Here is a 19758-nt window from a genome sequence, read left to right as displayed (position 1 = left end):
TTTGACAAGCGGAATAAAATACTGTAAAAATTAAACAAAAACAGCTTGCAGCAAGGCAGCAACTGTAAAAAGACAGAATATTGAAATGTTTGTGAAAAATCAGTAAGAGCGGCTTTTGCACTATACAAAGTTTATTTAATAGTGTAATATTAAATACTGTAAGGCAATGAATATTGCAGATAGGGGAGATGAAGATGAGTAAGGCCGCAAAATTTGATGAATTTTTAAGTTCCAATAATATCAACTGTTTTTCAAAGGAAGAAATCGATAACGAAATGCACAGCATCGTTTATCGTGCCCATATGGAAGTCAGCAGTCAGAATCTGCCGACGATGATCGTGCTGGACGACAGTATCTATACGATGATCCAGGTGCGCGTTGCCGCTGGCGTTGTCAATGCCGGCAACCGCGAAGGCGTTTTGATGCATATCAACGAGCTTAATAAAAAATACAAGGTTTTTAAATACTATGAAGGCGACAACGGGGATATCTGCCTTGACAGCTGCATCACTACAACTGACGAAGGCTTTGAAGCGCCTGTTATCCACACAGTGATCGATGTTATTTTAAAACATCTGGTAGAAGAATACCCTGTCCTGATGCGTAAAGTCTGGGGCAATTAATTTATAATCATAAATAGCAATGAAGCTGTGAGGCCTTGGGTCCCGCAGCTTTTTTGTAAGGAGGAGCAAACACAGTGAACAAGTTCGGCTTGACTACTGAAGAAGCGAGCAAAGCATTATCCGAGCAGGGCAATAATGCCCTGACTCAGCCCCCGCGCGAAACCTTTTGGGATAAGCTGTGGGAGAATTTTAAAGACCCTATCATCCGGATCCTGATCCTGGCGCTGTTGGTCAACGTAGTTTTTGTTTATATGGGGCACGGCGACTGGATCGAAACGATGGGTATTTTTCTGGCCATCATTCTGGCGACTTTTGTTTCTACTTATTCTGAGTACAGCAATGAAAACGCTTTCCAGAAACTGCAGGAAGAAGCCAGCCGTATCCGCTGCAAGGTTTGGCGTGACGGCGAGCCGGTTGAGCTGCATATCGATGATATCGTCGTCGGTGATGCGGTAATTCTGGAGGCCGGCGATAAAGTTCCGGTCGACGGTATCTTACTGGACGGCGATGTGAAGCTTGACCAGGCGGCCCTGAACGGCGAAAGCAAGGAAGCCCATAAGCTGATCGCTCCGCCCGATTTTACCTGGGGCGATGGTACTATCGATTTTCTGGACGAGCATAAGCTGTTCCGCGGCAGCGTCGTTGTCGAAGGTCAGGGCATCATGCAGGCCGTTAAGATCGGCGACAGCTCTATCTACGGTCAGCTGACCCAGGAGCTGAAGGATGATGAACGTGACAGCCCGCTGAAATTAAAGCTTAAGGGACTGGCGCATCATATCAGCCAGTTTGGTTATGCCGGCGGTGTGCTGATCGCTTTGGCAGTCATGTTGCATAAAGCCTATCTGTACGGCGATTTCGGCGCTTATTTTGCTAATACGCCGCTTTTGCTGTCTGATCTGGTGCAGGCTGTTATTCTGGGTATCATCATTATCGTTATGGCGGTGCCGGAAGGGCTGCCGCTGATGATCGCGATCGTTTCGTCGCTGAATATGAAAAAAATGCTGCGCGATAACGTACTTGTGCGGAAGCTGGTCGGTATCGAAACTGCGGGCAGTCTGAACCTGCTTTTTACCGATAAGACAGGCACGATCACAAAGGGCAAGCTGGAAGTCGTACGGTTCATTACCGGCGACCGTCAGGAATACCCTGCGTTTGACGTACTGCCTGCAAAGCTGAAGGCCTTTACTTACCAAAACGTTGTGCTCAATACCTCGGCAGCCGTTTCTGACGGTGCTATGGTCGGCGGCAATATGACTGAGCGGGCGCTCAGCAACTATGTAGGCAGCTACCGTATGGAAGAAATGCTGCACCGTGATAAATTTATTCCTTTCAACAGCGCCAATAAATATTCTTGGGCGGCAGTCAGCGGTAACGGCGAGCGTTACTGCCTGGCTAAAGGCGCCCCGGAAAAGCTGATTTTGCAAACCAGCCACTACTGGGATGCGGAAGGCAACCGCCAGCCGCTGACCGAAGAAATGAAAAAAACACTGGATGACAGAATGCTGGAACTGGCAGCAGATGCGATCAGGATGCTGGCACTCTGCACCTATGAAAGCGATATCGAAGGCGATGAGCTTCCGGCAGACGGACTGACGCTGGTAGGTATTCTGGGTATTCGCGACGAAGTCCGTCCCGAAGCGATCGAAGCGATTGCTGAAGTTCAGGATGCAGGCGTACAGATCGTTATGATCACCGGTGACCGCCGCGAAACCGCGGTAGCGATCGCTAAAGACGCAGGCCTGCTGCAGCGTCCGAACGAGTTGGTCTGGACCTCGGCCGAGCTTGCGGAAATGAGCGACGAACAGGTGAAACTGGAGCTGCATAAGCTGCGCGTAGTAGCCCGCGCCCTGCCGATGGATAAATCACGGCTGGTGCGCCTGGCACAGGAGATGAACCTGGTAGTAGGTATGACAGGTGACGGCGTCAACGACTCGCCCGCACTCAAAAAAGCCGATGTAGGCTTTGCGATGGGCAGCGGTACCGAAGTTGCCAAAGAAGCCGGTGACATCGTAATTCTTGACGATAATTTCCTCAGTATCAAACAGGCGATTTTATACGGACGTACGATTTATAATTCTATCTGTAAATTCATCGTCTTCCAGCTGACGATCAACTTCTCAGCCGTAGCGATAAATTTCATAGCACCGTTTATCGGCATCGATAAACCGCTCACCATTACGCAGATCCTCTGGATTAACCTGGTCATGGATACTCTGGCGGCACTGGCCTTCGGCGGTGAGCCAGCGCTGGAAAAATACCTGCGTGAAAAGCCAAAAGACCGCAGCGCACCGATAGTCAGCAAAAAAATGCTGTCTACCATCACTATGGGCGGTGTGTATATGACCTTTATCGCGATCCTCTTTTATAAGAGCAGCTATGTCGATCATCTGTTCCGCAATGCGCCCGACCATATCTACACATATACGGGCTTCTTCTGCACATATATCTTTATGGCGGTAGCCAACGGTTTTAACGTGCGTGTTTCCGGTCTTAACCTGCTGGAGCACATCGACAAGAACAAAGGCTTCCTGAATGTAATGGCGCTGATCGTGGCGATCCAGGTGCTGCTGACCTATGTCGGCGGCCGTATCCTGCGTACGACACCGCTGAACCTGCACGAATGGAGCGTAGTTGTTTTGTTCGGTCTGTCGATCATCGTTGTTGACCTGCTGCGCAAAAGCGTTTGCCAAATGCTGGAGAAAAAATAAAAGCCAACCCCTAAAAAGAGATTATAAAAAATAGGAGTGATGACTGTATGGATCCTCTCGGGTCTATCAAAGAAGTATTTATTGTTATTGTTTTGATTTTAATGAACGGCCTGCTGGCCATGCTGGAAATGGCGCTGGTCTCGGCGCGTAAAAGCCGGCTGGAGCAGCTGGCTGATGAGGGAAGCAGCAAAGCTGCGTATATTTTAAAGCTTGCTCAGGAACCGACTGAGTTTTTATCAACGGTGCAGATCGGTATCACACTGGTCGGCATCGGCACCGGCGTATACAGCGGCGCCATGCTGGCAGCGCCTTTGGAAGGACTGCTGCGTGAGATCAGCGTACTGCGTCCTTATGCCGGCGTAGTGTCGTATACCTTCGTCGTGGCGCTGGTGACCTATCTCAGTTTGATCTTAGGCGAGCTGATACCAAAAAAATGGCGCTCAACAACCCGGAAAAGGTTGCCATGAGCTTTGCTGGTTTTATCAAGGTCATTATTACCGCGTTTAAACCGCTGACTGTCTTTTTAAGCGTTTCGACCAGGTTTTTACTGAAGGCGCTGGGGCTTAAGCCAAGTGACGAACCTCCGGTCACGGAAGAAGAAGTGCGCGTACTGCTGGAGCAGGGCCGGCTGCATGGAGTATTTAACGTCGGCGAGCAGAAAATGATCGAAAACGTTTTTGAACTGGATGACCTGCGCGTAAGCGAGATCATGACGCCGCGGACCAAGATCACCTGGCTTGACGTCAACGATCCGCTTTATAAGCACTTGGAGGTCATTGCGGAAAAACAGTATTCCTGCTATGTTGTGGCCGAAGAAGATTTGGAACACGTCCTGGGTGTTGTCTATACGAAACGGTTTTTAGCCGATGTCCTGGGCGCTACCGGCGCTTCGATGCGCAGCTCGGTGCAGCAGCCGCTGTATGTGCCTGAAGGTATGTATACCCAAAAGCTGCTGGATATGTTCAAGGACACACGGATCAAGGTGGCGCTGGTCATGGACGAATTCGGCGGGCTGGCTGGTATGGTGACCCTGCGTGATATTATTGAGCATCTGGTCGGCGATCTGCCTTCCTATGATGAAGAATTTAAACAGGAGATCGTCGAACGTGAAGATGGCAGCTGGCTGGTAGACGGCTTACTGCCGATCAGCGAATTTAAAGGCTTCCTTGATCTGGATGAGCTGCCGCTGGAAGAAAAAACGGGTTTCAATACTGTGGCCGGTTTCGTCGTTACCAATATCGGGCATATCCCGACTGCCGGCAACTACTTCCTGTGGAATGGCTACCGCTTCGAGGTTGTTGATATGGACGGCACCCGCATCGACAAAATACTGGTCGAAAAACTGCCGGAAGCGGTAGCTGCAGAGACAGATGTAAAGGACCAATAAACAGAATAATAAAGCCCCGGCCGCTGGCCGGGGCTTTATTTTTATACAGACGCTGTTTTTAAAATTTAAGGGATGCGGCACGGTCTAAAAAGCCGCGCAGAATATCGCAGGAAGCGGCAAACTTGGCTTGTTCTTCGTCAGTGAGTTCGACTTCTAAAATTTCTTCCACACCGTTTTTGCCGATAACGCAGGGAACGCCTGCCGCCACATCGTGCTGACCATATTCGCCGCGCAGCAGGGTCGAGCAGGGCCAGACAAGCTTCTGATCGTGGAAGATCGCGCTGATAAGCATTTTGGCCACATTGGCGATACCAAATTCGGTGCAGCCTTTGCCGTCGATTTCAATATCACCGGCTTTTTTGACCTGCGTTTGCAGATCTTCCAGGCTGATTTCTGCCAAAACCGGACGTTCCCGGCGCAGCTGCAGAAAGGGCTTGCCGCCGATAAAAATGCGTGACCAGACGATAAAGCTGGAATTACCATGCTCACCCATACAGAAGCCGTGAATAGAACGGCGGCTGTAGCCGGTGGCCTTGCTGAGTACCCGCAGCAGGCGATAGGTTTCCAGGCTGGTGCCTGTACAGAAGCAGCGGGAAGGCTGCCAGTCCATCTGCCGGCGGATGTATTCGCAGATGATGTCCGCAGGATTGGAAATACTGATCATGATACCGCGAAAATCGACCTGTTTTAAATGTGAAACAACTTCGTTGGCCATTTTGATCGAATCGTCGAACATATCCAGCCGGGTCTCACCGGGTCGACGGCTGCGGCCAAAGGCCATGACCATGATATCGGCATCGTGCAGCTCTTCATAAGAGCCGGCGCGGATACTGACATCTTTGCCGCACAGCGAGCCGCTGACACAGTCATCCAGGTCCAGCGCCTGACCGATAGCTTTTTCTTTCAGGATATCTATCAGGACGATATCGTCGGCTTCACCGGATTGGATCAGTGCCAGTGCGACATGTGAACCAACGTGGCCGGCACCGACGATAACAACTTTACGGGTCTTGAACATAAATATTCCTCCTCTGCGATAAATGATTACTTATAGTATAACACTTTTTAGAAACATTGTTGAAATGAAGAAATTTACTGATTTTAGGAATAAGTTATTATTGGGCAGCAATCACAAAAAAGAACGGCAGCTATTGCTGCCGTTCTTTGATCATTATTTAAGCTGTTTACGTTATTGGATCACGCCGCCGGAAACAGTACCGATGATTTCTATATCCTTCATCGTAGCCTTATTGGCTTCGGTAACTTCTTCGGCCAGGACGGTAAAGTCTGCCCATTTGCCGGTCTCGATCGAACCGAGCCTGTCTTCCAGCTGCAGCAGCCAGGCGGCATTTAAGGTGATGCAGCGCATTGCTTCATCGGCGGTCAGGCACTGGTCTTCACCATAAACTTTACCGCTGATGCCGGATTTGCGGTTGCAGGCGCACCAGGCGGAAAAGAGCGGATTGACCTCTGTGATCGGGTCGTCGGAATGCACGCCGAAGCGGACGCCGTGGTTGACAGCGCTGCGCATCGGCTCCATGCGTTTGACCTCGTAAGGCCCTACGGTGTATTCAGCATGGACGTCGCCCCAGTAATACAGATGGTTGGCGAAGAAATTAGCGCCGATATTCAGTTCATGCAGGCGTGCCAGCTGGTTTTCAGTTGCCAACTGCACATGCTCCACAGTATGGCGGTAGATGCTGGTTGGGTTTTCTTCCCGCAGGCGTTTTACTACGCGCAGTACCTGCTCGGTAGCGCCGTTGCCGTTAGTATGGATAGAGACCGAGTAGCCGTGTTCCTCACATTCCTTCAGGATATCGAACATGGTATCGTCGTCGTAGATCAGCTTGCCGTTTTTGGCGCCGCTGTAATATTCCTTATTCAGTAAATTGGCAGTATAGCCCTGGATCGAACCGTCAGCCAGAATCTTGGCGTGGTTAAAAATGAAACGGTCATTTTCGATCTGCTGACGCAGCTGCTGCAGGCCATTCCAGCCGCCGAAGACACCATCCATATTTTTACTGTAGAAAGGTTCCACAACAAAACGTACAGGCAGCTGTTCTTTTTTCAGAGCGTTAGTATAACCGTCAATAGCCTTCGGGGTCAGGATAAAGCCGAAAGCCTTATCAGCGATCGTGGTGCAGCCGTTGTGTTTGGCCAGCTTGGCGATATAACGGGTCGCTTTTTCGGCGGTTTCCGCAGCGTCGCCGCTGATCCGCATACCGCCTGCCTTTAAAACATAGGACATAAATTCGGGTTCGGCAACGTTGCCGTTGCAGCTGCCGTCCGGATAACGGCCGATATTGTCGTCGTGGACAGCATCGATGCCGGACAGCTCGATCGCACGGGTATTGACGGTCATCAAATGGCCGGAAGCATGGTTCAGGCAGATGGGTACAGTGCTGGAAACCTGGTCTAGCCATTTGCTGTTGATGTTTTCCAGCTTGGCGTCGCCCAAGATCAGCGGATCGATACCATAAGTACTGAGCCAGTTCTGATCGTTATATTTACCGGGGTTCTTTTCTATTACCTCACGCAGCTTGGCAATGATCTCGTCCGGCGTTTTGCAGCCTCTGGAAATCTCGCCGTCAGCAGTATGCCGGTCAAAGTAGCCGATATAAACATAATTCATATTATACAGGCCGCTTTGCTGAGCGTGCATATGGGCTTCGATAAAACCGGGATAAATAACATTGTTGATAAACGTATCATTGATCTGATAAGAAGCAGCATGCGCTTTAAAATAAGCCTCCATATCGATAAAATCACCGACTGCGATAATAGTGCCGCCGGCAACGGCAACACATTCTGCCCACGGCATCTGCGGGTTCATGGTCACTACCTTCTGCGCGCGGTAGATAGTAACCTGAGCGTTCTGAAAGACTACCGGATCGGAAATCACCTGAAAATTTGCGGACATATACATAAGATCACCTCATTATAAATTTACTGATTAACAGTTAAAATCATTTAGTTATTTTTTCATTGGGCAGCGGTCCGGTGCTGAGCCAGAACAGAGCGCAAATGAAGCCCAGGACATACAGGCCCAGCTGAGTGGAATTTTGGCGGGTGCTGCGGTTGATAGCGGTCAAGACAGCGGCGTCATCGGCATTTGCCGCTTTATCCGCAATATATTTTGCGAAAGCAGCGTCCGGCATAAAGCCGATGGAAGCCTGCTCGCTGATAACGGTTTTGGAAGTACTGCTCAGATCGGCGCTGCTCAAAGCGGCGTCCTTAAAAGTACCGGTGATGGAAAACAGCATGACTACGCCCAGAATAGCGACGCCGATCGCCTGACCGACATTGCGGGTCGCGGTCTGGATACCGCTGGACTGCTGAGCGTCGCGGGCATTAACTGCCCCTGCGATGATATTGGAAGACTGTGAAGCAACAAAGCCCTGCCCGGCGCCGAAGAAGAACAGGCCCACATACATCAGCCAGTTAACTCCGTAAGGATTTAAGGACAACGCCATCGGGATCGTCGAAAGGGCAACCATAGCGATACCCGTGCGGCAGATCTTTTTCGGCGAAGCATCGGGACTGAACTTGGGGATACCCATAGAGAACACGATCATCGGGATCGCCATAGCGCTCATGGCTATACCGGTCATAATGGCGCTGAAACCGGCGACCAGCTGCAGATAAGTGATGACCAGGAAGAACGACCCGCCGAAGCAGAGGAACAGCATCGCTGTAAGATACAGTCCACTGCGTACCTGCGGCGTCGTTAAGAAGGAGGAAGGAATAAGACAGGAACCATAGGTTTTTTCAACATTACGTTCGATACGGACCAGGAGCACCAGAGTGATAAGCCCCAGCAGCGCGATAAACAAAGCCGGTGACATACCGAACAAAACTAACGGACTGCCGCCGATAACAGGCGGCGCGATCGGATCGATCAGGCCCCAGACTGGGATCTTGCTGATACCGATGATCAGTAAAAACAGGCCGGCAACGGCAACGACCGTACCTTTCAGGTCAAAACGCACTTTTTGTTCGGGCAGCGGAACATCGCCTACCAGCAGCGAACCTACAAAAACGATAGTAAAATAAACGGCCATGCAGCTAAAGGCTATGCGCCAGTCAAAAGTATCGATCAAAAAACCGGCGGCGATAGGGCCGAGGCAGGAAGCGATACCTGTAGCAGCGCCGATAGCCCCGAAAGCGAAAGCGCGGTCATTGCCCTGATACAAACCGGGGATCAGCCCGAGGACAGAAGGGATAAGGAAACTGGCGCCGATACCGACCAGCAGACGGCCGCCCCAGGTGAACATAAAAATGTTGCCGGAGAAAGCTACGACAAGTTCGCCGACGGCGCACATCGCAGCGCCGATGCGGAAAGTTTTTTTCCAGCCGACGATCAGGCCGACCATACCGCCGACGATCATCAGGCAGCCGGCGCACAAAGAATAAATAATGTTGGCCAGCTGGATGTCTGACATTGTCGCATTAAGACTGGCCAGCAGGGAAGCTGTAGCCACGGTAAGCACCGAATTATCGCCGGAAGTGCCGATCTGGGCCATGACCAGAGGAAAGAGACCGAGAAACTTGTATTTACTGAGAGCAGAGCTAGTAGACATAATGACCTCCCCAAAACTTTAGAATTTAAATATCTTGCAAGATTTCTTCTTGTCTTTATTGTAAAACCTGGGGTAGAATAAGTATAATACTAGTTATTGTATGTACTCATAAGCTATTTGTTATGAAAGGTGACGGTCATGGATCTATTACAGCTCAAGTATTTTAAAGTAGTCGCCGAACAGGAACACATCACCAAATCCGCCAAACTGCTGATGGTATCACAGCCCTACCTGAGCGCTATCGTTGCCCGGCTGGAAGAAGAAATGGGCGGGCAGCTTTTTGACCGCGACGGACGTAACGTAGTGCTGAACGAATACGGCAAGATCCTGCTGCACCATGCCAACGAAGCCCTGCAGCATCTGGAGGACGCCAAAAAGGAAATCGCCGACATGCGCTCGCGCGATACTAAATACATTCGTCTTGGCAGCAGCAGTACCATGCTTTCCAAACGCTGGCTGGTGGATTTTCTTAAAGAACATGACGATATCAGGCTGGCGCATCTGCTGGCAGCGCATAACGAGATCATGGACGGACTTCTGAGCGGCCGCTTTGACTTTGGGCTGACAACGGGCAGGCTCGATCATCCTAAAATCATTTCAGTGCCGCTGTGGAAAGACCGTTATACACTGCTGGTCGGAGCCAGGCACCCTATGGCCCGCCGCCGGAAGATCTATCTGCAGGATATCCAAAACGAAAAGATCTGCGCCCTGCCGGAGGATCAAAGCAAGCTGAGGATCGTTGACGAGCTGTGTAAAAAAGCCGGCTTCGAGCCGGACTTTGTCCTGGAAGGCAATGTTGAGCTGCTGAGCGACTATATGCGCGAAGGGCTGGGCGTTTCTTTCGGACTGGCGAGCGTCAGAGATGCTTACCGTGATATCCGTTCCATACCGCTGGCTGACGAGATCGGTGAAGCCAGTATTTACCTGTCGTGGTGCGGTGAGCGTTATCTCACCAATTCCATGCTGACGCTGCAAAGCTATCTGCGGGACGTAGGCAAACAGATAGAAGCTGAAAGGTAAATTGCTGCATAGTATAAAAAAATAACGTATAAATAAAAAGACTGAGCTTAGGCTCAGTCTTTTTATTTATATTGCCAGACGTGTTGACCTTTGAAGCGGATTTTTTTAGCTGATTATGCATCTCGTGCAGTATAATTTTGTAAGCGTCTTAAATAATATTGTAATACTTATCTAAATGGAATAATATTACATCGTATTACAGTGTTATAAAAAAACAATATTAATAAAAAACAATATCTACAAACAATATCTTTATTGATATTTTAAAAGTATGATTTTACAATATCAATAAAGAAAAATGTAACGTTTAAAACAAACGTATAGTTGTATAAAAATAAAATAGCGAGAAAGTATATGTGGGGGGGGACATGCGCTTCTGCTGACCTTTCATAAGAGACCTCCTCCAGAATCAAATTCTGTGGGAGGTCATCTTTTATTTAGTCAGAAATTAGCCAGTAATGTAAGGGGTGTAAGTAAGGTTGGAGAGATACCAAAATAGATGTAGAAATAAAAATCAACAGATAAAGAAAAGGAGAGAAGTATGTCCGAAATAGAATCAGTAAGTGATGAAGAACTGACTCGCATAGCCAAAGGAATGGAAGAGAAAAAAGCAGAAGCTGTGCCGCAGAAACCGTATATGGTTTTTGAAGCAGGTGAGGTAGTGCAGGAAAGCGGCCTGCCAGGTGTAAAGTATGACTTTAACTACGGAGCCAGAGTAACAGTGCCGCAGGGAGAATACAGGGTCAAGCTCATCGATCGCAGTGCCTGCCTGACAGTCTATGACGCACCAGCATCGGGGGTGATAGTGACCAGCAGCAAAAAGTATTTTGTTGATTTTCGTATTGAGGTTTATGAAAAAGATAAACTGATCTTTGCCCATGACCTGGATCTGAAGGGAAAAAAAGTGCTGATCAAATTTCCCACAGGAATCCTTGGAGATATCCTGGCGTGGTTCCCCTATGCGGAAGAATTCAGAAAGAAACATCAGTGCGAACTTTACTGTGCGGTAGCGGAAGACATGGCAGAACTTTTCAAGGCCGGATATCCAAATATCTATTATGTAAAACCTGAAGAACGTCCGGAAGGCCTATATGCCAGTTACTATCTGGGGATATTCTTTCCCTGCGGGGACAGGATGCACCAGCCGTCAGATTTCAGGGTACGGGGCCTGCACAAAAATGCTGCGATGATATTAGGGCTTGACGAAGGCAGTGAACCCAAAGATATCAGCATCAAATTATTGCCTAAAGAAAAAACGAGAAAGATCAAAGAACCGTATGTGTGCATAGCAGCCCAGTCCAGCAGCCAGGTGAAATACTGGAACAATGGAGCCGGGTGGCTGAACGTAGTAAAACACCTGAAAGAAAAAGGCTACAGAGTACTGTGCATCGACAGAGAAAATGTCTATGGTATGAACAGCCGCTTTAACATCATACCTTATGGAGCGGAAGACTTCACAGGCAAGCTGCCGCTGCAGGAGCGGATAGACCTTTTATACCATGCAGACTTTTTCATTGGGCTGTCGAGCGGGTTGAGCTGGGTAGCCAACGGAGTAGGCATACCAGTAATAATGATCAGCGGATTCACGCTGCCGCTTAACGAATTCCCGACCCCGTACAGGGTGATCAACTACCATGTGTGCAACGGCTGTTGGAACGATACGCAGGTAGTGTTTGACCATAAGGATTTTGAATGGTGCCCGCGGCTGAAGGGAACAGAACGACAGTTTGAATGCAGTCGGTATATAACGCCGGAAGCTGTGAACAAGGTGATAGACCGGCTGATGGAAGACTATGGCTTGGATCCGAAACAAAATAAAAAGATGAAGAAGGATGGCAAAAGCAGATGAGCCTTTGCTGTTACAAAGATATGTTTAAAGTAAAGATATGGGATAAATAAAGCAAAGTAATAAAGGTTGGTGAACTAAATGAAGGAAAGAAGGTTAAGTAAAAAGAAAAATCAGCAGATATTGGCAACGCTGGCAATGGGAATAAATTTGGTGAACAGTATGATACCTCTGGCAGCGGCACTACGGGAACTACCGAATAAGAGTGATTTGCAGGTGCAACAGCCAAAAAGAGAAGTGAAAACACTGGAATATACTGTTTTGCCACACACATTAAACTTTGTGGAAAATATGGTTTTTGGAAAAGCAGAAGCTGCAGATTATTCAGTTGATTTTGGTGTGAGCAGTGGTGTAGCATCAATGAGCTCTGGAGATATAATGGTAATCAAAGGAGGAACAGGTACAGTAGATACAATGAGTGGTGGTGTTCAGTATATCTCCAAAGGAGGAACAGGTACAGTAAGCGCTTTGAATGGTGGCAGCCAGAACATCTACAAAGAAGGAATAGGTGCAGTAGAAACCGTTATTTCTGGTTATCAGAATATATGGAACGGAGGAACAGGCACTGTAAATACTATGAGCGGTGGTCAGCAGTTTATTTCCAGAGGAAGCGGTATAGTATATACCATGAGTGGTGGAATGCAGAATATTTTCAGCGGAGGAACAGGTATAGTAATTACTATGAACGATGGTAGCCAGGCTATTCGGAATAGTGGGTTTGGTACAGTAAGCGCTCTGAATGGTGGTACACAGCAGATATATGCCGGAGGAACAGCCTTAGATACCAATATTTATGGTGGTACACAATTAATAGGTGGCAGCGCAGTAAATACAACTATTGACGGCGGTGTAGCTGTTATGCTGGATGGTAATGCTTTCGTTTCAGGTTTGACGATGAGCGGTGGTGAATATATGTTAGGCGCAGATGGTGGCGATTATAACATCTTGGGGCAGTTTGAGTTTACAGGTGGCCGCCTCGACATGACCCAAAACAAAGATGGCGCTCAGACTGGTACCCAGGAGGAACTGATCATCGAAAATTTGGACAAAGCCGGTGGTACGTTTATTATGGATACCGACCTTAACAATGAAGAAGGCGATAAAATAACGATCAAAGAGGCCGCAAATGTAGGCACAAGTTATATCCAGGTCAACGATACAAGTTTGCTGAACGGTACTGTAACCGATCGTAAAAATTTGCTGCTGGTCAAGGATAACAGCGGTAAATTAACTTTTGAAGGAAAAGACCTTAATAATGGCGGCATTTGGACATTTACACCAGAGATAGAAAATGGTTTAAATGTTAAAGATAATGCTGGAAATGTGATAGGTAGTAAAGAAGAATGGTATTTAACACACATAGATAGATCTGTTAACAACGATACCCAAGTGTTATTGGATGGAAGTGATAGCAGTTATGCGATGTGGCGTAATACCAATGATACGCTGCGTAAGCATCTAGGAGACCTGCACTATCGTACGAACAAAAAAGGTGTAGAAGGAATTTGGGCGCATTACACAGGAGGAAAATTTGCCGGCAGTGGCTTTGACAGCAGCTATAATATGTATCAGCTTGGTTACGATAAAGCAGATAATGCGAAGAGCACATATGGTTTTGCATTAGAAAGCGGAACCGGACATGCTGATTACAGCTTGGGCAGTGGTAAAGATAAATTATTCTCTGGCAGCTTCTATGGTACCTGGACCGGAGATGACGGAAGCTATACGGACGTAGTAGCAAAAATAGGTCAATTTGATACAGACATCAAATCTTATGGAGATTACCCGGATAAAGCCAGCTATAAAAACAGAGCTTACAGTGTGAGTATAGAATATGGAAAAACTATAGAACTGAGTGAAAAAAGTGGGACTTTCGTCGAACCGCAGCTGCAGTTTATAGCAGGAAGGCTGAGCAGCAGTGAATATACAACAGACCGCGGCAATAACGTTTATGTTGGTGGTTTAAACAGTTATATAGGTCGTGTAGGCTTTGTTGCAGGTCAAAAAACGAAAGAGGGCAATGATGTCTATTTCAAGGCATCGGCGCTGCATGAATTTGGAGGCAGCAGGGATATCCATATGGAAGCAGCCAATGGAGAAACCCTGTCGATGTCAAAAGACTACAGCGACACGTGGTTTGAAGTAGGAATCGGAACAAATATCAAGCTCAGTAAAGCAAGTTATTTTTATGGTGATATAGAAAGGAGCTTTGGAGGAGAGATAGAAAAGAAATGGCAGATCAATGCTGGCGTAAGATTTGAATTTTAAAGAATAAGCTATTTTTTATGAGTTAGTAGATTTATAAAAACAGACTGCTTTTTTTAGCAGTCTGTTTTTTGTTTCTGCTGCAGTGATTAGGCATAGTTTTGGGACAGCAGCTTGTGAGCCGGTATAACTGTGCTGACTGGCAAAAAGTATGGGTAATAGAGTCTTAAGAACTGCGCAGACGCCGATAGTTGTAAAGCCGCTGGCGTAATGCGCCGGGCAAGACTCGCAGGCGTTTTACACAGGCTCAAAGTAAGTGTCTTGCGGGGGGTACAAGTGTGCTATAATAGCAATAAATATTGTTATAAGAAATTATTTATATGAAAAATATGAAAATCTTAAAGTATTAAAAAAGCACGGGTTGGATGACAGAGCTGACACAGGTGATAAATACATCGGCTTGAGCTTCAATAACAGATATGAAGTAAGACGTATCAGGAAGCAGTATTTTAACAGCAAGGGGAGGCAGAAGAAAATTTATGGGAAAGAAAATTGGAAGGCAAAAAGAATTGAAGCTGGCAATGGTAGTAGGCTGTATTCTTACCAGCAGTAATGCCTGGGCTGCAGATATCACAGGCAATAGCAGCAGCGGCAGCGCAAGTTTGAGCAATCAGACGCAAAACAGCGGCGGTGTTTACGGCTGGAAGTATGATGATACCAGCGCGGCTACAGGCGGCAGCGTAACGCTTACAAATGCTGATGTCAGTTACAGCAGCGGCAGCAGCGCTTCACCTAAAGGTGTCTTTGGCGGCTATGCGGCAAACGCCGCAGCGCAAAATAATACTGTCAGTATCACAGGTACTGTTGCAAGTGGAGGTTATGCTTTTGCCAACTGCAGCATTTATGGCGGCTATGCCGGGTCCGGCACGGCTGCAGGCAATACTGTAACGCTTACAAATGCTAAAGACGCCAGTAGTTACGGCGGCTGGGCGGTTGCCGGCGATGCGGCAAATAACAAGATAATTATCAGCGGCGGTACAGGTACTTCTGCTACCGGTGGGCATAGTAATGCTGGTGCCGCCTCCGGGAACAATGTAAAAGTTACGGACAGTGAGATCGAATACAGGGTCGTCGGCGGTGAAATCTTCACTGGCAGTACTCCCGGAACTACTGCCACCGGTTCAGCTTCAGGAAACAGTGTAGAGCTCGTTAATTCAGTTACTAACGCTGTTTACGGAGGCCGCGTCGGCGGAACTTTTGATGTATCTACCGGTGATTCCAGCGCGGTAGCCGAGGGCGACGCCACAAATAATACGGTCACGATTGAGAGCTTAAAAACAAGTGCTGGTTCTGTCAAACTGGAGCAGGTATATGGCGGAACAGTAATTGGCAAAGGCAGCGCGAACGGCAACAAAGTCATACTGGGTAAAACCGGCGCTGGGGCAGTGAGCATGACAGATGTTCAAAGACTGTATGGCGGCGGCAGTAAAATTGGCAGCAGCAGTTTAAAGGGCGGCGACGCCAATAACAACACCATCGAAATAAAAGGCAATGTAACGCTGGGACTTTCTAACACTAGCAGTGGCGGCACAACAATTTACGGCGGTTATGCCGCTGCGGGAGAGGCCAGCGGAAATAAGATCACAGTCGATCAGGGCGCGACCGTCAAAGCGTATTTTATTTATGGGGGCAATTCTTCGAGTAGTTCTGACAGCGGATTATCGCTGACTAAAAACAATCAGGTCATCATCAGCGGCGATGTTACCGTGGGCAACAGCATTGCCGGAGGGTTTGCTAACGGGAAATCCGGCGTGACCGGCAGTGTGGCGCAGGGGAATAAAGTTGAAGTAACGGTCGGTGGCAAAGTCACCGGCGCGATCCGCGGCGGGATCAGTGCATATGGCAGCGCTAACGAAAATACAGTGAATGTTGCGGGCACGGTAACCGGCGCGTTGGTTGGTGGGTGGTCCAATAATTTAGGCAGCGGCGTGGGTACTGCCAATAGTAATACGGTCACTGTCAGCGGCACTGCTGGCGATAATGTCATGGGCGGCTATTCTCTTAAAGGCGGTGCTGATAGCAATAGGCTTGAAATAACAGGTAGTGTCACCGGCTATACTTATGGCGGCTATGCAGGTGGCAGTCGCACTACAGACAATGCCAGCCAGAATACGGTCAGCATCGGCAACGGCGGCACTGTAGGCGGCAATATTATCGGTGGCGTTTCAGCTAAAGGCAGTGCTGATAACAATACAGTGCAGATCCAAGGCAGCGGCAACCTTGGAGGGTCAGTGTACGGAGGCCAGACAACAGCCGCTGCCGGCTCGGCAAATGGTAATACAGTAGAGCTGAGCACAGGCAGAACTGTAGGCGGCGTTGTTTATGGCGGTTATGCCAAAGGTGACGGCAGTACTTCCGGCAGTGCCAGCGGTAATAAAGTAATAGTCAGCGGGACAGTAAACAGTACTGCCACCCAATATACCGGGACGGTATTCGGTGGTTATGCACTTACAGGCACCGCCGATAGCAATGAAGTAACTATCAGCGGCGGTACTATAGCATCCCAGGTCATGGGAGGGTATTCCTCAACAGGAACCTTTGGTTCAGGTTCAGCCAGCAGCAACACAGTAAAGATCATTAACGGCAGCACTGTCAGCAGCGATATCTACGGCGGCTATACTGGTATGGGCAACGCCAACAGTAACAGCATACTTATTGAAAGCGGAACGATCGGCGGCGATATCTACGGCGGCCATACTGGTTATGGAACCGCCAATAACAACAGCATCACGATCAGAGGCGCAGTAGATCTGTCTGGCAGAACCATCTATGGCGGCGACTCCAGCAGTGGCAATGCGAAAACAGGCAATACGCTTCGTTTTGAAAATACGGGCGGCAATATTAAAGCCATCAAAAACATCGATGTTTTAGGAGTATCGGCACTGGCCGATAACAGCAAAGTCCTGACCATTACTAACGGAGCGGCAGACGATCTGGCAAATACGACTGTCAAGCTGGTTGCTTCCGACAGCGGACTGAGAGTAGGCCAGCAGATAACGCTGGTGCAGGCCAACAGCGGCGTTATAACCGGTACGACTATCTTAGACCAGGCAACGCTGAAGAAAAACACTAATGCTTTTATCAGATATGACTTTGAAGAGGTAGCAGGCTTAAGTGACAAGATAGCAGTTGTCGTAACAGGTAAGGAAGCAGATACAGCTAATGCCCGCGCTTTGGCTGAAAGCCGCATCGCCGGTGTGGCACTGCTAAATCAAAGCAGCGACCTGCTGATAGACCAGGGCTTTGGGGCGGTTAAATTCAATGGCGAAGGCGTTGCAAAAGACACCTATGGCTTTGCCATTATGGGTGGCAGCAGTATTCGTTACAATACAGGCTCCTTTGTTAAAGCCAATGGTTTTAGCCTTATTGCCGGACTGGCGCAAAAGACAACAGTGGATAATGGCGTGTGGCACTTGGGAGCATTTTTTGAAAACGGCCATTCCAACTACAGTACCCATAATGACGGAGTTGACGGAGCTGTACGTGGTGACGGTGACGCTACTTACAACGGCGGCGGCATTTTAGCACGTTTTGATTCGGCCAGCGGTATGTATGGTGAAGCCAGTATGCGTGCAGGCAGCATCAAGAATAAATTCGGCGGTTTTGCTTATAACGGAGGAATTGGCAGTTACGAGGACCGCAGCACTTATTACGGAGCATATTTAGGCTTGGGGCAGCAGCGGCAGCTTAGCAAAAATACAAGCCTGGATATTTATGGAAAATACTTTTATACACATCAGCAGGGTTCGGATTTTGAAGTTTTGGGCGAACAGGTGACTACGGCAGCTGTAAAAAGCAGCAGGATGCAGCTTGGCGGCAGGCTGACAAAACAGGTAACTGCAGAAGTGAGTTATTACGGCGGCGTTGCCTGGGAGTATGAGTTTGATGGCGCGGCGGATATGGCGGTGGCAGGAGCTGATTTAGCGGCGCCGTCACTTAAGGGCAGCAGTGGGATAGTAGAAATGGGTATACGCCTGAAGCCTTCTAAAACTGATAAGATAACGCTGGATTTAGGAGCGCAGGGCCATTTTGGCAAACGGAGAGGGTTTAGCGGCGGCCTGCAGATAAACTATAGTTTTTAAAAGTCTGAGGTGGACTATGTACGAAGAAAAATGTCTGCTGCGGCTTGGCAGCAATATCAAGATCCTGCGTAATGCCAGCCAGATTACTCAGGCAGAGCTGGCCAGGCGTATTGGCATCAGTCAGACACATTTATGCAATATCGAGCATAATAACGTGCAGATCAGTCTGAAACTGTTGCTGCGGGTCGCCAATGTTTTGGGCTGCTCGTTGGAATGCATTATAGGTGTGAATGCAGTAACGATAGCGAAACGAGTGGAAGCACAGTGTAAGGTAAAGTCTGAACCGGTGAGGAATGAGGACAAGAATACTGCGAAACAGGAAGTTTATTCGCTGGAGGAAATACGTCTGTTGTTGAAGCTGCTGCAGTTGTCTTAAACAAGCGTACTAAAATAAGTTCAGTAAAATAAAAAATCAGCGATATGAAGTAGGTTTCATATCGCTGATTTGGTTTGTTATTTTCTGCCTATGATGTAAGCCAAAAGGCGTAACCAGTGCAGGAGCTTTGTGTATTTGCTATTGATGTCGTACCTCGTTTCTCTGTTTGTTTTACAGTTCTCTGTGTTTGCTGATGATGGCCCGGCTCAGTTCGTTCAGGCAGCTGGTCAGCTTATCCAGCCGCTGCTCCATACGCAGCAGCAGATACCAGCTCAGTACCATCGGGAAACCGAAGTTGCCGACAGCGCTGAAGATCTCTTTGGTATCCATGGCTTATGCCAGCACGGTAACGGTAACGACCTTGATGCGGGCTTCGACGAATTCATTCAGCCCCAGGCCGCCGCTGGTCAGCACGCCTGCTTCGATGATCCTGGCTGCTGCTGCCTGCGCTTCGGCTAAGGTAACGTCTTCACGAGGGTCGGCGATGCTCAAAGTCTTTTTAGCGCCGTCGCTTTTGGTGAAGATGAGTTCTAAAGTTTTTTCCATGTTTGTTCTCCTTTACATTAGATTTTTGTTTCTAGGTGGGTGTTATTCTGCTTTGTCGAGTTCGGCTTTTTCGGTAACGTAAACGTTAACGACAGCGTGGCTCATAAGCTCGCCGATGGCTTCGGTAACTGCGAGGCATTTGGCGGCTTCGGCGTCTAGGCGGACACTGCCGACAGAGGTGCTTTTGGTTTGCATGGCGCCAAGGGCGTTGGTGCCGTTTTCTACGTCCATAGAAAGTTTGAGGGAAGTAGGATTTTTGCTGACAGTCATATTTTCAGCTCCTTTCATAATTTGGTTTTGTTTTTTGTTTGTAACCAGAGGTTAC

The 19758-nt window shown here is 48.4% G+C and carries 14 protein-coding genes and 1 pseudogene; 9 read left to right on the top strand and 6 right to left on the bottom strand.

Translation table 11 applies throughout. The annotated features are described in order from the left end of the window. The first annotated feature begins 194 nt into the window (after positions 1-194). From C8D73_RS10955 to C8D73_RS10940, 4 genes and pseudogenes are all read left to right on the top strand, one after another. Entirely contained in the window at positions 195-623 is a 429-nt protein-coding gene (locus C8D73_RS10955; protein ID WP_021717795.1) for a hypothetical protein, read from the top strand. A 74-nt stretch (positions 624-697) separates the two neighbouring features. After that, positions 698-3331, top strand: coding sequence for a calcium-translocating P-type ATPase, PMCA-type (locus tag C8D73_RS10950; RefSeq protein ID WP_021717794.1), 2634 nt, complete (start codon positions 698-700; stop codon positions 3329-3331). 47 nt (positions 3332-3378) lie between these two features. After that, a pseudogene (locus C8D73_RS10945) lies at positions 3379-3920 on the top strand (CNNM domain-containing protein); the annotation flags it as partial. A gap of 72 nt (positions 3921-3992) precedes the next feature. After that, entirely contained in the window at positions 3993-4718 is a 726-nt protein-coding gene (locus C8D73_RS10940) for a hemolysin family protein (protein WP_428842194.1), read from the top strand. A gap of 58 nt (positions 4719-4776) precedes the next feature. On the opposite strand, the gene C8D73_RS10935 is transcribed toward C8D73_RS10940, so the two are convergent. The 3 genes from C8D73_RS10935 to C8D73_RS10925 all read right to left on the bottom strand — a co-directional run bounded on the left by C8D73_RS10935 (position 4777) and on the right by C8D73_RS10925 (position 9298). After that, positions 4777-5736 carry an L-lactate dehydrogenase gene (locus tag C8D73_RS10935; RefSeq protein WP_046431434.1) on the bottom strand — a complete coding sequence of 320 codons (960 nt, stop codon included), beginning with the start codon at positions 5734-5736 and terminating at the stop codon, positions 4777-4779. A gap of 171 nt (positions 5737-5907) precedes the next feature. Beyond that, on the bottom strand, positions 5908-7644 hold the full coding sequence (locus C8D73_RS10930; protein ID WP_113078218.1) for an amidohydrolase: 1737 nt from the start codon (positions 7642-7644) through the stop codon (positions 5908-5910). Between the two features lie 40 nt (positions 7645-7684). Next, positions 7685-9298, bottom strand: coding sequence for an MFS transporter (locus C8D73_RS10925; protein WP_113078217.1), 1614 nt, complete (start codon positions 9296-9298; stop codon positions 7685-7687). 138 nt (positions 9299-9436) lie between these two features. Between C8D73_RS10925 and C8D73_RS10920 the strand changes: the two genes are divergently transcribed. From C8D73_RS10920 to C8D73_RS10900, 5 genes are all read left to right on the top strand, one after another. Next, positions 9437-10318: a LysR family transcriptional regulator gene (locus tag C8D73_RS10920; protein WP_021717789.1), complete on the top strand. Its 882-nt coding sequence runs from the start codon at positions 9437-9439 to the stop codon at positions 10316-10318. Positions 10319-10859: 541 nt separating this feature from the next. Continuing rightward, positions 10860-12167: an autotransporter strand-loop-strand O-heptosyltransferase gene (locus tag C8D73_RS10915; RefSeq protein WP_211305820.1), complete on the top strand. Its 1308-nt coding sequence runs from the start codon at positions 10860-10862 to the stop codon at positions 12165-12167. A gap of 78 nt (positions 12168-12245) precedes the next feature. Beyond that, positions 12246-14432 carry an autotransporter outer membrane beta-barrel domain-containing protein gene (locus C8D73_RS10910; protein WP_113078216.1) on the top strand — a complete coding sequence of 729 codons (2187 nt, stop codon included), beginning with the start codon at positions 12246-12248 and terminating at the stop codon, positions 14430-14432. Positions 14433-14908: 476 nt separating this feature from the next. Further along, positions 14909-18511 (top strand): autotransporter outer membrane beta-barrel domain-containing protein, encoded by a 3603-nt coding sequence (locus C8D73_RS10905; protein WP_113078215.1) that lies wholly within the window; start codon positions 14909-14911, stop codon positions 18509-18511. Between the two features lie 16 nt (positions 18512-18527). Then, positions 18528-18887 (top strand): helix-turn-helix domain-containing protein, encoded by a 360-nt coding sequence (locus C8D73_RS10900; RefSeq protein WP_113078214.1) that lies wholly within the window; start codon positions 18528-18530, stop codon positions 18885-18887. A gap of 171 nt (positions 18888-19058) precedes the next feature. Here C8D73_RS10900 and C8D73_RS10895 read toward each other — a convergent pair whose 3' ends face one another. The 3 genes from C8D73_RS10895 to C8D73_RS10885 are packed head-to-tail and all read right to left on the bottom strand — an operon-like array spanning position 19059 to position 19703. After that, positions 19059-19217, bottom strand: coding sequence for a YvrJ family protein (locus C8D73_RS10895; RefSeq protein ID WP_113077527.1), 159 nt, complete (start codon positions 19215-19217; stop codon positions 19059-19061). Positions 19218-19220: 3 nt separating this feature from the next. Further along, positions 19221-19433 (bottom strand): DUF2922 domain-containing protein, encoded by a 213-nt coding sequence (locus C8D73_RS10890; protein WP_021718642.1) that lies wholly within the window; start codon positions 19431-19433, stop codon positions 19221-19223. Between the two features lie 42 nt (positions 19434-19475). Then, complete coding sequence (locus tag C8D73_RS10885) at positions 19476-19703, bottom strand: DUF1659 domain-containing protein (protein ID WP_046431328.1); 228 nt, start codon at positions 19701-19703, stop codon at positions 19476-19478. Positions 19704-19758: the final 55 nt, after the last annotated feature.

It is taken from the genome of Phascolarctobacterium faecium DSM 14760 (genome assembly GCF_003269275.1).
In the GTDB taxonomy this organism is placed as follows: Bacteria; Bacillota; Negativicutes; order Acidaminococcales; family Acidaminococcaceae; genus Phascolarctobacterium; species Phascolarctobacterium faecium.
This window is presented reverse-complemented; position numbering and strand designations above follow the sequence as displayed.

Coding starts and splice junctions, on each gene's coding strand:
- C8D73_RS10915 (WP_211305820.1), top strand. CDS start 10,860: ATGTCCGAAATAGAATCAGTAAGTGATGAAGAACTGACTCGCATAGCC.
- C8D73_RS10955 (WP_021717795.1), top strand. CDS start 195: ATGAGTAAGGCCGCAAAATTTGATGAATTTTTAAGTTCCAATAATATC.
- C8D73_RS10905 (WP_113078215.1), top strand. CDS start 14,909: ATGGGAAAGAAAATTGGAAGGCAAAAAGAATTGAAGCTGGCAATGGTA.
- C8D73_RS10935 (WP_046431434.1), bottom strand. CDS start 5,736: ATGTTCAAGACCCGTAAAGTTGTTATCGTCGGTGCCGGCCACGTTGGT.
- C8D73_RS10925 (WP_113078217.1), bottom strand. CDS start 9,298: ATGTCTACTAGCTCTGCTCTCAGTAAATACAAGTTTCTCGGTCTCTTT.
- C8D73_RS10930 (WP_113078218.1), bottom strand. CDS start 7,644: ATGTATATGTCCGCAAATTTTCAGGTGATTTCCGATCCGGTAGTCTTT.
- C8D73_RS10920 (WP_021717789.1), top strand. CDS start 9,437: ATGGATCTATTACAGCTCAAGTATTTTAAAGTAGTCGCCGAACAGGAA.
- C8D73_RS10885 (WP_046431328.1), bottom strand. CDS start 19,703: ATGACTGTCAGCAAAAATCCTACTTCCCTCAAACTTTCTATGGACGTA.
- C8D73_RS10890 (WP_021718642.1), bottom strand. CDS start 19,433: ATGGAAAAAACTTTAGAACTCATCTTCACCAAAAGCGACGGCGCTAAA.
- C8D73_RS10940 (WP_428842194.1), top strand. CDS start 3,993: ATGATCGAAAACGTTTTTGAACTGGATGACCTGCGCGTAAGCGAGATC.
- C8D73_RS10900 (WP_113078214.1), top strand. CDS start 18,528: ATGTACGAAGAAAAATGTCTGCTGCGGCTTGGCAGCAATATCAAGATC.
- C8D73_RS10895 (WP_113077527.1), bottom strand. CDS start 19,217: ATGGATACCAAAGAGATCTTCAGCGCTGTCGGCAACTTCGGTTTCCCG.
- C8D73_RS10910 (WP_113078216.1), top strand. CDS start 12,246: ATGAAGGAAAGAAGGTTAAGTAAAAAGAAAAATCAGCAGATATTGGCA.